11 protein-coding genes are annotated in these 13,753 nt (G+C 65.1%); 3 read left to right on the top strand and 8 right to left on the bottom strand.

Annotated elements, in window-relative coordinates:
- Nucleotides 1-65 precede the first annotated feature (65 nt).
- The 3 genes from HV675_RS24965 to HV675_RS24955 all read right to left on the bottom strand — a co-directional run bounded on the left by HV675_RS24965 (nucleotide 66) and on the right by HV675_RS24955 (nucleotide 4,735).
- Nucleotides 66-1,322, bottom strand: coding sequence for an ABC transporter substrate-binding protein (locus tag HV675_RS24965; RefSeq protein ID WP_175114130.1), 1,257 nt, complete (start codon nucleotides 1,320-1,322; stop codon nucleotides 66-68).
- A 101-nt stretch (nucleotides 1,323-1,423) separates the two neighbouring features.
- Nucleotides 1,424-2,851, bottom strand: coding sequence for a GH1 family beta-glucosidase (locus tag HV675_RS24960; protein ID WP_175114129.1), 1,428 nt, complete (start codon nucleotides 2,849-2,851; stop codon nucleotides 1,424-1,426).
- Between the two features lie 243 nt (nucleotides 2,852-3,094).
- Nucleotides 3,095-4,735, bottom strand: coding sequence for a GMC family oxidoreductase (locus HV675_RS24955; RefSeq protein WP_175114128.1), 1,641 nt, complete (start codon nucleotides 4,733-4,735; stop codon nucleotides 3,095-3,097).
- 427 nt (nucleotides 4,736-5,162) lie between these two features.
- On the opposite strand from HV675_RS24955, the gene HV675_RS24950 reads away from it, so the two are divergent.
- Nucleotides 5,163-6,164: an AraC family transcriptional regulator gene (locus HV675_RS24950; RefSeq protein ID WP_175114127.1), complete on the top strand. Its 1,002-nt coding sequence runs from the start codon at nucleotides 5,163-5,165 to the stop codon at nucleotides 6,162-6,164.
- A gap of 88 nt (nucleotides 6,165-6,252) precedes the next feature.
- On the opposite strand, the gene HV675_RS24945 is transcribed toward HV675_RS24950, so the two are convergent.
- A complete protein-coding gene (locus HV675_RS24945; protein WP_175114126.1) occupies nucleotides 6,253-6,924 on the bottom strand; it encodes an alpha/beta hydrolase in 672 nt (223 codons plus the stop codon).
- Between the two features lie 32 nt (nucleotides 6,925-6,956).
- Entirely contained in the window at nucleotides 6,957-7,346 is a 390-nt protein-coding gene (locus HV675_RS24940) for an MAPEG family protein (protein ID WP_175114125.1), read from the bottom strand.
- Nucleotides 7,347-7,513: 167 nt separating this feature from the next.
- Here HV675_RS24940 and HV675_RS24935 point away from each other — a divergent pair, with 167 nt between their 5' ends.
- On the top strand, nucleotides 7,514-9,004 hold the full coding sequence (locus tag HV675_RS24935; RefSeq protein WP_175114124.1) for a sensor domain-containing diguanylate cyclase: 1,491 nt from the start codon (nucleotides 7,514-7,516) through the stop codon (nucleotides 9,002-9,004).
- A gap of 44 nt (nucleotides 9,005-9,048) precedes the next feature.
- Here the strand turns inward: HV675_RS24935 and HV675_RS24930 are convergent, their stop codons facing one another.
- Both HV675_RS24930 and HV675_RS24925 read right to left on the bottom strand, forming a co-directional pair.
- Nucleotides 9,049-9,351, bottom strand: a complete 303-nt coding sequence (locus HV675_RS24930; protein ID WP_175114123.1) for a putative quinol monooxygenase — start codon at nucleotides 9,349-9,351, stop codon at nucleotides 9,049-9,051.
- A gap of 293 nt (nucleotides 9,352-9,644) precedes the next feature.
- A complete protein-coding gene (locus tag HV675_RS24925) occupies nucleotides 9,645-10,562 on the bottom strand; it encodes an AraC family transcriptional regulator (protein WP_175114145.1) in 918 nt (305 codons plus the stop codon).
- Nucleotides 10,563-11,219: 657 nt separating this feature from the next.
- Between HV675_RS24925 and HV675_RS24920 the strand changes: the two genes are divergently transcribed.
- On the top strand, nucleotides 11,220-12,179 hold the full coding sequence (locus HV675_RS24920) for a LysR family transcriptional regulator (RefSeq protein ID WP_175114122.1): 960 nt from the start codon (nucleotides 11,220-11,222) through the stop codon (nucleotides 12,177-12,179).
- An 84-nt stretch (nucleotides 12,180-12,263) separates the two neighbouring features.
- Here HV675_RS24920 and zwf read toward each other — a convergent pair whose 3' ends face one another.
- Complete coding sequence (gene zwf, locus HV675_RS24915; RefSeq protein ID WP_175114121.1) at nucleotides 12,264-13,748, bottom strand: glucose-6-phosphate dehydrogenase; 1,485 nt, start codon at nucleotides 13,746-13,748, stop codon at nucleotides 12,264-12,266.
- Between the last annotated feature and the right edge of the window lie 5 nt (nucleotides 13,749-13,753).

The raw sequence follows: 13,753 nt of genomic DNA, 5'->3' as shown, positions 1-13,753 counted from the left end.
CGGCCGGCCGCGGTTTGCCCGCGACCTCCGGCAGAGCGTGCGACTTCAGCGCGCCCATCGTGCGCTCAGCCCTTCAGCGCGCCGGCGAAGGCTTTCTGCGCATCGTCGACCGACTGGTTCTTGTTCCAGAAATTGGTGATGACGTCGGTCAATGCGCCCTGCACGTCCGGCGAAATCAGCATCTCCGGATTCGGCAACTGCCGCGACTTGTCCTTCATGATCGCAATCCCCTCCTTCGCGCAGATGTCGAGCTGATTCGCATCGATGTCCGGGCGGATCGGAATCGAGCCCTTGCGCGCGCTGAACGCCACTTGCGCAGCCGGCGACGTCATCACCGTCGCAAGCAGATTCTGCGCCTTGATCGCGTTCGGGTTGTCGGTCTTCGGAAACACGAACACGTCGCCGGCCACCAGATACGGCGAATGCGGACCGAAGCCCGGGAAGCAGCCGAAGTCCTTGCCGGCGGCCTGCTTCGCCGCCGAAAACTCGCCCTTCGCCCAGTCGCCCATGATCTGCACGCCGGCCTTGCCGGAAATGACGAGCGCGGTCGCATCGTTCCAGTTGCGGCCGGGCGAACCGGCATCGACATAATCGTGCAGCTTCTTGAACGACGCGAGCACCTTTTTGAACGCATCGGACTTCACCGCGTTCACGTCGCGATCGCGGTACACCTTCAGATACAGATCCTGACCGCCGACGTCCGCGAAAATCGCGTCGAACGTGATCTTCTCCTGCCATGGCTGGCCGCCGAGGGCGAGCGGAATCGCGCCGGTTTTCTTCAGCTTGTCGAGATCGCCGACGAATTCGTCGAAATTCTGCGGCTCGTTCGCGATGCCCGCTTTCTGGAACAGCGGCTTCGAATAGAAGAACCAGCCCTGCATGTGAATATCGACCGGCGTCGCGTAGTAGTGGCCGTTGACGCGGATGCTGTCGAGAATCGACTGCGGGAAAATTCCCGCCCAGTTTTCCTTCGCGGCGACCGTATCGACGTTATTCAGCAAGCCCTGGTCGATCAGGTCGTGAAACTGCTTCGATGTATTGAATTGCGCGGCCGTCGGCGGATCGCCGCCGACAATCCGGTTGATCGCGGTCGCGCGCGCCTGGTCGGCGCCGGCCACCGCGTTGTCGATCCATTGGCCGCCGGCCTTGTCGTACGCTTCGGCGAACTGGCGGATCGCCGCGGATTCGCCGCCCGAGGTCCACCAGTGAATCACGTTCGCCTTGAGCGGCTCGGCCGCGTGCGCAAGCACGCCGCATAGCGTCAAGGCCGACGCGAGGGCTACGGCGGCGGCGCCCGACGCGCTGGGTCTGCGGTTTTTCATTCCGTCTCCTTCAGGCTTCGCGCCTGCTTTTTCTGCAAAGTCGGCTGCAGGCTCGCCGGCGCGTGCCGGCAAGCTCGATGGCATGGAACAGAGACGCGGGATCAGGCGCGCGCGGCGCGTTCCTGCAGGAATCGAGCGATCAGTTGCGCACTGCGTTTGACGGTGCGCTGTTGCGTACGATAGTCGACATGCACGACACCGAAGCGGCGCTCATAACCGAACGCCCATTCGAAGTTGTCGAGCAGCGACCACACGAAGTAGCCGCGCACGTCGACGCCTTGCGCAATGGCCTGATCGACCGCCGCCAGATGGCGCTTGAGGAACGCGATGCGCTGCGCGTCGTCGACGCGGCCGTCGTTCACCTGATCGTCGGACGCCATGCCGTTTTCGGTGATATAGATCGGCGGCAGCGCCGGATAGTTGCGATGAAATCCGGCGAGCAGATCGCGCAGCCCGTCGGGATATACCTCCCAGCCCATCTGCGTGCGTTCCACGCCGTCGAGCGGCACTTCGGTATAACCGTGCGCGCCGTCGCTCTGCACGTTGGTGCGGAAGTAATAGTTGATGCCGAGAAAATCGAGCGGCGCACGAATGGTCTGCATATCGCCATCGAGCACGAGCGGCTCGGCGCCCGGCCAGAGCGACCACAGGTCCGCCGGATACTCGCCTTTCAGCAGCGGGTCGAGAATCCACGCGTTGTGCTGCACTTCGAACAGATGCGCGGCGCGCGTGTCGGCGGCGCTCGACGTATTGCCGGTGCCCCGGCCGACGTTCGCGACAATGCCCTTTTTCGAGGCCGGATCGTTCGCGCGCAACGCCGTCAGCGCATGGCCGTGCGCCAGCAGCAGATGATGCATCGCCTGCGTCGCGTAACGCAGCTTCGCGAGCCCCGGCGCATGGTGGCCGTTGCCGTAGCCGAGGAAAGCCGAGCACCACGGCTCGTTGAGCGTCATCCATGCATCGACGTGACCGGCCAGTTCGCGGCTCATCAGATCCGCGTAGTCGGCAAAGCGATAGACGGTCTCGCGATTCAGCCAGCCGCCGCGGTCTTCGAGATGCTGCGGCAAGTCCCAGTGATAAAGCGTGACGAAGGTCTGCAGGCCTTTATCCTTCAGCTTGCCGAGCAGACGCTTGTAGAAATCGAGGCCCTTGCGGTTCGGCCGCCCCGCTTCGTCCATCACGCGCGGCCACGCAATCGACAGCCGGTACGCTTCGAAATTCAGCGACGTGAGCAGCTCGATGTCGCTTTCCCAGCGGTGGTAGTGATCGCAGGCGACTGCGCCCGTATCGCCATGCAGCACCTTGCCGGGTGTCGCCGAGAAGGTGTCCCAGATCGACGGCAGGCGGCCGTCCTCGTCGACCGCGCCTTCGATCTGATACGACGCGGTCGCGGCGCCGAGCAGAAAGTCCTTGCGCCAGAGCGCGGAGCCGGCGGCCGGCGTGAAGGGGTCGCTGCCCGCATCACTGCGGGAGTCACCGCGGGAGTCACTGCGTGCGGTATCGGTAGATTCAACTGCGTCGTGAGTCACGGGTACTCCTGTCGGAAACGTGAACCGGAAAAGTTGAACTTCAGGGACGTTGACACGGTGGTTGACCCATCTGGAATGGAAGCGCTTCCATTCGTCCGTTGCGCACGATATCAGCGGCGCTTTTGACGCAGCAATCCGGGTTTGTCTGGAGTCGAAACGAAGCGTGGCGCGGCACGTTATGCGGCGTGCGCGGCAGTCCATGCGCCGCGCATCAGCGTGTTCGCGATTCGCTAACGGCTGGGTTCAGGACGCGTTGTCCTGCCGTAGAAAATCGGCTGCCTGTTCGCCGATCACGATACACGGCGCCATCGTATTGCCGGCTGTCACGCGCGGCAGGATCGATGCATCGGCGATGCGCAAACGCTCGATGCCATGCACGCGCAGCCGGCCGTCGACGACCGACAGCGCGTCGCGCCCCATCCTCGCGGTGCCCGACTGGTGCCAGAAGGTGCTGATGCCATCGCGAAAGTACGATTCGAGTCCGGCTGCATCGAGCGGACCGGGCATCGCTTCCTGTTTCGTGAACGGCCGCAACGCGGCGGCTTGCCCGATCTCGCGCGCCATGCGCAAGCCGGCGAGGAGCCGTTCGAGATCTTCTGGATTGCCAAGATAATTCGTGTCGATCGCGACCGGGTCTGACGGGTTCGGCCCGCTCAGGCGGACCGTACCGCGGCTTTGCGGACGCATGCCGAGCACGAGCGACCACGCGGAATCGGGAATCGCAAAGCGTTGCGCGTTCTGAACGGTCGCCGACACACTTCCTCTGCGCGAATAGGCGTAGATGTCGGGGCCGTCGTTTTCCTCCGGGCGCGACGCCCAGAAACACGATGTCTGACTGCGCGGCGGGACGGGCGGCAAGCCGTCGGGCGCGCCCCAGATGCAGCCGAACGCGATGTGATCGTGCAGATTGCGTCCGACGCCAGACAGCGCATGTCGCAGCGCAACCTTCGCGTTGCGCAGTTCGCCCGGATCGCCGATACCGGACTGCATCAGCAGCTTCGGCGTGTGGATCGCACCCAGCGACAGCACGACTTCGCAGGCGGCTTCGACGCGATGCGTAACGCCGTCGCGAACGAATTCGACGCCGGTCGCGCGCAGCCCGTCGAACAGAATGCGCGTCACCAGCGCGCCGGTCAGCACCGTCACGTTCGGTTGCGCCATGTGCGGATACAGGTACGCGCGGAAAACCGACTGGCGTCGTCCATCGCGCACGTTTTCGTCGAGCGGCGCGCAGCCGTTGTCGGCTTCCATCATCTGGCCGTTCGCATTCGGATAACGCGTGAGGCCGACCGATGCTGCCGCGTCCAGCACCGCGGACGCGAACGGATGCGGATTGGGCGGCGGCTGTATATGCACGGCGCCGTGCGTGCCGCGATACGCCGGGTCGGGCGCGCCGGCCCAGCGTTCGATGCGGGTGCGGTACAGGTCGAGCACCGACTCGTAACGCCATGCGGGCTCGCCGGATGCCGCCGCGTAGCCGTCCCAGTCCGCCCGATGACCGCGCGACCAGACCGACACGTTGATGCTCGATCCGCCGCCCAGCACTTTGCCCATCGAATAAGGGATCGAACGACCGTTCAGAAGCGGGCTCGGCACCGTGACGAAGCCCCAGTCGAGTTCGCTGCCAAGCGCCTCCGGCCAGCGGTGCGCATCGTGCACGGCGTCCGTGTCTTCACTGCCGCCCGCTTCGAGCACCAGCACGCGCGTGTTGCTGCCGGCGGCGAGCCGCGCGGCCACGACCGTGCCGGACGTGCCGGCGCCGCAGACGATATAGTCGAACGTGCCCGCGAGTTGCGACGCGCGCTGCTGCTGATTTGCGCGCACGGCATCGGCGAACTCCGCGGCTGACGCAGCGGTGGGATCGGTCGGGTCGGGTTGGTTCATCGTGCTGGCACTCCTGCACATTTTTGGACCGCGTCTGCACCGCTTCTGCACCGCTGCTGGCCGGTACATATCGCGGACGGCGGGCCGTGGTCGTGGCCCGGCGCGAGAGGTGGTACGTCATACCGCACGCGATCGCACGCGATGGCGCGCGGTGTACCACACGACTCTAGCGGCCCGTATGCAGGCAATGTTGACTGTATGCGTCCGCCGGCTTGACTATGCGAAGATCCTTGCTCGCGCACGGCAATTTATCTGCCGCACACGGAATAGTTCGGCATCTCAATTGTTCTTCCTGAAGAAATTGCGTCAATGCACGCCGTCATCCGTCCCTGTCGGACCTGACGGCACATCAGCCGGACGACCCGCCGCGAAGCGGCACCAGCGGCGCGAAGACTTCGCGTTCGTTTCCGATAGGAGAAGTGCGGCCGTGGACACCTGGTATCACGAAAACAGTTGGGACGGCGCGCCGATCGGCCGCCACGCCTGGGTCGAAGCGATGTCGATGCGCGGCCTTGCGTGCCGCTTCGATACCTGCCGCTCCGGCGCGTCGAAAGTGGACGTCGCCCGCGCCGGGCAGACCGATATTCTCAACGTCGAACTGGCGTGGCAATCGGTCTCGCCGATCTTCGATCGCGCGCGGTACTGGAACGGCGAGCATCTGTTCGTGAAGGTCGTATTGAGCGGCGCGATGGCGATCGAACAACGCGGGCAGACGATGACGTTCGAGCCGGGCGAGATGGCTGTCATCGACCCGCTGCATTCGTTCAACGAATCGTTCTGCGAGCCGACGCGCCTGTCGGTGCTGCGCGTGCCGAAGTCGGCGCTGCGCGAGCGCGGGCTGCGCCACCGTTTCGCGGCGGTCTACCGTCCGGATCCGGCATCGGCGGATGTCGGCGCGGTCCGCGCCAGCGTGCTCAATCTGAGCTCGCAGGCCGGCAAGGTGAGCGACGCGCTGCTGGCACGGCTGGGCGACCAGTGCCTCGATCTGATGGACGTGCTCGTCAGCGATCGCGATGCGCCGGTTGCCGGCCGCGCGAACGTGATGACCGTGCTGCGTGCGAAACAGGCGATTGCGCGCCGCATCGGCGACCCGGAGCTGAGCGTGGTGAGCCTCGCGTCGGAGCTGAATATTTCCGCCAGTTGCCTTACGCGCGCGCTGAAGGCGGCCGGGTTATCGCCGATGCGCTACGCGTGGTCGTTGCGCCTCGAGCACGCGACGCGACTGCTCTCCGGTTCGCCACCGGGCCCGATTCAGGAGATCGCGTATCAGTGCGGCTTTGCCAGCGCGGCGCACTTCAGCCGCGCGTTCAAGGAACGCTACGGCATGACGCCGCGCGAGTACATGGCGAGCCGCAAACCGGCGGGCGAGCCGGCGGCGCAAGCCGACGATGCGCGCGCGGCGCGGACGGCTCACGCCGAGATGAATTGACGCTTCCTGCGCAGGGGCCTTGGCCTCTCCGGCCGTCCGGCATCGACCCGGAGGCCGCGCCGCCGGTCCCTCGCTCGCCGCTTTCCCGCTACGCGAGCCGTGCCACCAGCCACGCGCGCAGCGCGGCGATCTCCTCCGCGCACACCGAATGCGGCATCGGATACGCGTGCCATTCGACATCGTTGCCGTGCGCACGCGCGAAGTCGCGTGCCGTTTCGCCGAGGCTGACCGGCAGCACATCGTCCTGCGTGCCGTGCGCGGCAAAGACCGGCGTGTGACGGTTCGCATCGGTCGCGCGGGTCTCGATATACGGCCGCGACGGCAGATAGCCCGATAGCACGATCAGGCCGGCCAGCGCCTGCGGGTGCGTGAGCCCGGCCGAGTACGTCATCGCGCCGCCCTGCGAAAAACCCGCGAGAAAAATCTTCGATGTCGCGATGCCGCGCGCGTTCTGCGCATCGATCAGTTGCCGCACGGTCGTGCACGATGCGTCGATGCCCGCTTCATCGACCTCCCGGTGAATGCCCTGAAACGACCGGATGTCGTACCACGCGCGCATCACGTAACCGTTGTTCACCGTCACCGGAATCTCGGGCGCGTTCGGAAAGATAAAACGCACACCGGGCGCGCCTGACAGGCGCAGTTCGGGAATCAGCGGCACGAAATCGTTCGCGTCCGCGCCGAGGCCATGCATCAGGATCACCGCGAACTCGGGGTTCGGCGCGGTTTCGATTTCGATCGTCGACAGCGGGTCGTTCATGTGGAGTGGCTCCTTGCAGGGAAAGGCAGGCGTCAGATCAGCCGGGAAAGTATCAGCAGGATACCCGCGAGCGACACGACCCACAGCAGCGAACGCAGATACGGAATGCCGGCCGCGTAGAGCGGCACGTACGCGATGCGCGCCAGCAGGTAGAGCCACGCGCCCCATTGCGTTTGCGCGCCGTCGCGGCCCGCGACGTGCGCGATCAGCACCGCCGCGGCGAAAACCGGCAGCGTCTCGAACAGGTTGGCCTGCGCACGCATCAGCCGGCCGGTAATCTTGCCGACCGGCGCGCCCGGCTCGTCGCGCGCGCTCGTGTTGTAGGGAATGCCAGTTTCGCGGTTGCGCAGCAGCGCGGGCAGCAGCACCTGAATCAGCGCGAGGACCAGCGTCCACGCGAGCAAGGTCAGTTCGATGGTCATGGTTGGCCTTCCTTGTTGGAGCGGTTGCTCCGGTGTCCCGAATGTGCGTGAAATAGCCGGCTTTGCCGGTAGAGCCGCCGCCGCGCCCGCCCTGCCCCACGCTTTCCCTGCTTTCTGGCGCGCCCGGCGCATCTTAAAATAGCGCCTTCGTTCATTCCGACGCCGCCATGCCGAATACCGCCCCAGCCCAACCCGCGCCACACGACCACGCCACGCCGAGCGACGATGCCGATATGTTCGAGCTCGCCCCCGTGTCGCTGTGGCTCGAAGATTTCAGCGGCGTGCGCGCGCTGTTCGACGAGTGGCGCGCACAAGGCGTAACCGATCTGCGCACGTTCCTGCAAGCCCATCCACCGCGGGTGGCCGAATGCGCGAGCCGTATTCGCGTGATCAAGGTCAACCGCAAGACGCTGGCGCTATTCGAAGCGACCGACTGCGGCGAACTCACCAGCAATCTCGCCGCCGTGTTCCGCGACGACATGCTGATCACGCACCTCGAAGAGCTGTGTCAGCTCTGGTCCGGACAAACCCACTTCACGAGCCAGACTGTCAACTACACGCTCGGCGGCCGGCGCCTCGACGTTCTGCTCAAAGGCCAGGTGCTGCCCGGCCACGGGGCGCAGTGGGACCGCGTGCTGGTATCCGTCGAAGACATCACTGAACTCGAGCGCACGCGCCTGCGCATTGCGCACGCCGAACAGTACGCGCGCGGGCTCTTCGAGCATTCGCCGGTCTCGTTGTGGGTCGAGGATTTTAGCGCGGTCAAGCGGCTGCTCGACGATGCGCGGGCGCAAGGCATCGTCGATTTCCGCGTGTTTACCGACGTGCATCCGGAGTTTGTCGAGCGCTGCATGCAGGAAATCCATGTGCTCGACGTGAACCAGCACACGCTCGAGATGTTTGCCGCACCTGACAAACACACGTTGCTCGCGCGTCTGCCCGACGTGTTTCGCGACGACATGCGTCCGCATTTTCGCGAGCAGCTGATCGACCTGTGGGAAGGCAAGCTGTTTCAGCAACGCGAAGTGCTCAACTACTCGCTCGACGCGAACGAAGTGCACGTGCATCTGCAGTTTTCCGTGTTGCCGGGCCACGAGCAGAATTGGGATCTCGTGCTGGTGGCGCTCACCGATATCACCGCCCGCAAGAAGGCCGAGGCGTATCTCGAGTATCTCGGCAAGCACGACGTGCTGACGAAGCTGCGCAATCGCTCGTACTATGTCGACGAATTGAACCGGCTCGAACGCAAAGGCCCGTACCCGGTCACCGTGGTGGTGGCGGACCTCAATGGGTTAAAGCGCATCAACGATCAGTTGGGGCACGCGGCCGGCGACGCGCTGCTGCGGCGCGCCGGCGAAGTGCTCGCAAAGGCGATGGAAACGCCGTTCGTCGCCGCGCGCATCGGCGGCGACGAATTTGCGATTCTGTTGCCGGGCGCCGACGAGCGCGGCGGCCTCGCGATGATCGATACGGTGCGCAAGCTGGTCGAATTGAACAACCAGTTCTATCCGGGCTCGCCGCTCAGTTTTTCGATGGGCGCGGCAACCGTGCAGCGCGGCGAGCGCCTCGAAGCAGGCGTGCAGCGCGCGGATCTGATGATGTACGAAGATAAGCGCGCCATCTACGCGAGCGAGGACGCCCGAACGCGGGATGCCTGACTCGCGAGGCGCGCTCTCGCGCTGGTTTGTGCTGCTAGCGCGGCCTAGCGCGGCAGTTTCGCCGCGAGCACATCGATCTTTTCGATCTTCGGCGGCTCGGCCAGCAGCTCGCCGGCCTTCTCCATCAGCGCGGCGGCCACCTTGCCGGACAGATGCGCGTCGCGGCCCGCTTCGTCGTTGAAAGCATCGAAAATCGCGAACGTGGACGGGCCGAGCCGCACACCGAACCACGCGATCGTACCCGGCTCCGCGTCGACGAGCGGCAAGCCGCCGCGCAGAAACTGCTCGACGTCCTTCTCCTTGCCGGGCTTCGCTTCCAGGCGGACATACAGCGCCAGTTTGACCATCGTGCACCTCCTGTCTTCAAAGAGCATGGGAGCATGCAGTATAGTCGCGCGGCGCTTGCGCGAGCCGAGCCGCGGCGCTTTCGCCGCTGTGACACGTTGCCGGCGGGACGCGCCGGTACGCTGTCCCTCTCTCCTTCTCTCTGCGTCAAGGATTGCGAGGACCATTGTACGAAAGGCGTGCGGGCTCAACCCGTCAAGCGGCGATGCGGGTATGGCGATTACCCGCTTTTTCGCCGGGCGGCGTGGGTGTGTGCGGCATGCGTGCGCGCACGCCGCATGCGCATGGGCCGGATTCAGCGCGCGTCGGCGAGATGCCGCGGCGGCGGTGCGATGCTCACCGGCGGCGCTTCGAGCGCGTTGCGTACGCGCCGCAACTCGTCAGTCGGCGTAAGGCCGAAGAAGCGCTTGAACTCGCGGCTGAACTGCGACGCGCTTTCATAACCGACACGCGCCGCCGCGGCTCCCGCATTCAACCCGTCCTGCACCATCAGCAGCCGTGCCTGATGGAGCCGCGTCGTCTTCACGTATTGCATCGGCGAGGTGGACGTGACGCTCTTGAACTGCGCGTGAAACACCGCGAGGCTCATGCCCGCTTCGCGTGCGAGCGTATCGACGTCGAGCGCATTGCCGTAGTCGCTATGAATGCGTCGCAGCGCCTTCGCAATGCGGCCGAAGTGCTGCTGATGCGTGAGCGCCGCGCGAATCGCGTGGCCCTGCACGCCGGTCAGCACGCGATAGCAGATCTCGCGGACGATCGACGGCGCGAGCACCCGCGCATCGAGCGGCGCCGCGAGCGCTTCGAGCAGGCGCTCGACCGCATCGCACAGCGTCGGGTCGAGCGGCGTCGAATAGATGCCGCGCGGCTCGTCGTGCGTGTCGTTGCTGCTGCCTTCGAGCAGCATCAGCAGTTCGGCGACCATCGTCAGATCGACGTCGATCGAGATGCCGAGGAACGGCTCAGCCATGCTCGCCTCGGTTTCGCATTCGAGCGGCAGCGGCACTGACAGCACCAGATACTGCTGCGCGTCGTAGACGAACGAGCGGCCGCCGAAAAAGCCGCGTTTGCGCCCCTGGCAGACGATTACGATGGACGGATCGTACATCACCGGATGGCGCGGCATCGGCCGGCTTGCGCGCAGCAGCTTGACGCCGTGCACGCACGAATACGTGAAGCCGTCGGTCGGCGCGAGCCGGTCGAACAGATCGACCATGTGACGCTGCGCGCGGCTGACCGCACGGGCCGTCTCGCCGGCGACCGGCAGGTCGCGCGATGCGGGCAGAACGGGGAGATCGGGAAGAAAGGTCATCGCGATACCTGAGCGAAAACAGTGCGGAAACAGCGTTGAAAGTGCGCGGAGATCACACGAAATGTTCAGCATACCTCTCGTGCGGCACAGAATAAGGCTTGAAATCTAGCACCAAATGCGCTGCGGCGTGTGACGGCGAGAGAAAAAGGCAAACCTTCAAGACATTCAGGTATTCCCTGGGCAAGCCGTGCTCCGTAATATGGGAACCCTGGCGAGAGACCCTTTACTTCACGTCACCCGCGTCATTCAGTGTCTGCCGTGCTGATCGCGTCCGTGCGACGCCCGCTCATATGCCGATGCCGGAACACTGCCGACGCGAACGTGCAAGCCGTTGCCGCCATTAAAGGCGGCAGCCGCGAGGTCTCTTTTGCAGGAATCCACATGACCACGACGGGCGGCAGCACGCGCATTTTCGCTACCTTCGCCCATTAACGGCCGCGCGCAGTTCAGCGGCACAACCCGAGTTTCGCCCCGCAGTGCCGGTGCGCCTTTCCGACAGGAATGGCGCACCGGCCGCTCGTCGTTGCTGCATGTTTATTTTGTTTCTCATTGGAGAAGCCCGTGATTGACCGTATTCAAGCCATGCGCACTTTTATCCGGATCGTCGATACGAACAGCTTCACGCGCGCCGCGGAGTCGCTGAACATTCCGCGTGCAAGCGCGACGACGATCGTGCAAAACCTTGAGGCGTTGCTCGGCACCGCGTTGTTGATCCGCACGACGCGGCGTCTGAGTCTCACGCCCGAAGGCGCCGCGTACTACGAGCGCTGCGCGCAGATTCTCGCCGATATCGACGAAATGGAAGCGAGCCTGCAGCAGACCCACGCGAACCCGAGCGGGCGGCTGCGCGTCGAGATGCCCGGCGCGGTCGCGACCGCGTTCGTGCTGCCCGCGCTCGACGATTTCCATGCGCACTTTCCGAACATCGAACTGTCGATCGGCGTCAGCCACCGCACGGTGGATCTGGTCGGCGAAGCGGTCGATTGCAGCATCCAGCTCGGCGAGTTGCCCGACTCCGGCCTCGCCGCGCGGCGGCTCGGCACGCTCGAACATGTGACGTGCGCGAGCCCGGCGTACCTCGAACGCTTCGGCATGCCGGAGAGCCTCGACGACCTCGCGCGGCACGTCGCGGTGAACTGCACCGCGCGGCACAGCGAACGCGCGGCCAGCTTCGATTTCGACGTGGACGGCGACCCGCTCGCGGTGAAGGTCGACGGGTTCGTCAATGTGAACGACGAACAGGCGTGTTTGACCTGCGGATTGCAGGGCCTCGGGCTGATTCAGCCGGCACGGATCGCCGCGCAGCCGTGGCTCGATTCCGGGATGCTGCGCGAAGTGCTGCCGCAGTGGCAGCCGCTGCCGACCACCGTCTCCATTGCGTATGTGAAGGGGCGGCGTGTGTCACCGCGCGTGCGCGCGTTCGTCGACTGGCTCGCGGAGCTGTTCGAGAAGGCTGGGCACGTCGAGGCGGATTTGTCGCGGGTGCGGGAGTTGATGCGTGGGGGGTTGCATACGGCGTGATAGCGCGTGTGTGACGGGTTAGAGATGGGTTAGATATCCGATCGGCCGAGCCTGAGCGTGGCTCGGCCTTTTTTCACTTGCTCATCACGACTCTTCCGACCATACCATATTCTCCCGCGCCATCAACGCGGTCGATGCGCCCGGCCCGAACGTGCCGGCCGTGTACGGCCGCGGCCGGTCGCCGGCGCGCTTCCAGCCTTCGATGATCGGATCGGCCCATGCCCATGCGGCTTCCAGTTCATCACGGCGCATGAAGTGCGTGAGACGCCCGCGCACGACGTCGATCAGCAGACGCTCGTACGCTTCCGCGCGGCGGCCGCTGAACGCCTGCTCGAGATCGAGGTTCAGGTTGACCGGCAAGGTGCGCATGCCGCTACCCGGCTCCTTCGCGAGCATCTGCAACTGGATCGACTCGGCCGGCTGCAGCTGGATGACCAGCCGGTTGCCGCAATTGCGCGGGCCGCACGGGCTGTTCGGCATGATCGAGAACGGCAGGTCCGCAAACTCGATCACGATCTCCGACAGCTTCTTGCCCATCCGCTTGCCGGTGCGCAGGAAGAACGGCACATGCGCCCAGCGCCAGTTGTTGATATGCGCGCGCAGCGCGACGAAGGTTTCGGCGTGGCTGTCCTGCGGCACGTTGTCTTCTTCGAGGTAGCCCTTCACCGGCTCGCCGCCGACCGCGCCGGACGTGTACTGGCCGCGCACCGTATCGCGTGAAATATCTTCGGCGGTCATCGGGCGCAGCGAGCGCAGCACTTTCAGTTTTTCATCGCGCACCGCGTCCGGGTCGAGGGACACGGGCGGTTCCATCGCGACGATGCACAGCAGCTGCAACAGGTGGTTCTGCACCATGTCGCGCATCGCCCCGGTCTGATCGTAAAAGCCCGCGCGGCTGCCGACGCCGACCGTCTCCGCAACCGTGATCTGCACGCTGCGGATGTTCGGCGCCTGCCATAGCGGGCCGAAGATCGCGTTACCGAAGCGCAGCACCATCAGGTTCTGCACCGTTTCTTTGCCGAGGTAGTGGTCGATCCGGTAGATCTGCGGCTCGGCGAAATGCTTGCCGACCGCGTTGTTGATCGCCTGCGCCGATGCGAGATCGTGGCCGAGCGGTTTTTCGAGCACGACGCGCGAGTTCGCGTCGACGAGCGCATGCGACGACAGGTTGTCGCAGATCGTGGTGAACAGATCGGGCGACGTCGCGAGATAGAAGATGCGCTGCGCATCCGGACGCGAGGCCTGACTGAGGCGCGCGTAGTCATCGGCCTGATCGACATTGATGCGTACGTACTCGAAGAGTGCGAGGAACCGGTCCCACGCGCCCGCGTCGAGCGCCTTGCGCTCGATAAACGGCTTCGAGTGCTCTTCCATCCAGCCTACGTACTGTTCGCGCGTCCAGTCGCGGCGGCCGATCGCGAGAATACGCGTGTCGGCAGGCAGATTGCCGTGCGAATGCGCCATGAAGAGCGCGGGCAGCAGCTTGCGGGCGGACAGGTCGCCGGCGCCGCCGAAGATGATCATGTCGAGCGGGAGGTCGGGGGTAGCGGGAGCGGTGGAGGTCGTCATAGCGC

This window comes from Paraburkholderia solisilvae, assembly GCF_902859875.1.
GTDB classification, from domain to species: domain Bacteria; phylum Pseudomonadota; class Gammaproteobacteria; order Burkholderiales; family Burkholderiaceae; genus Paraburkholderia; species Paraburkholderia solisilvae.
The sequence above is the reverse complement of the archived record's forward strand: the minus strand, read 5'-3'. Positions and strand labels throughout refer to the sequence as shown.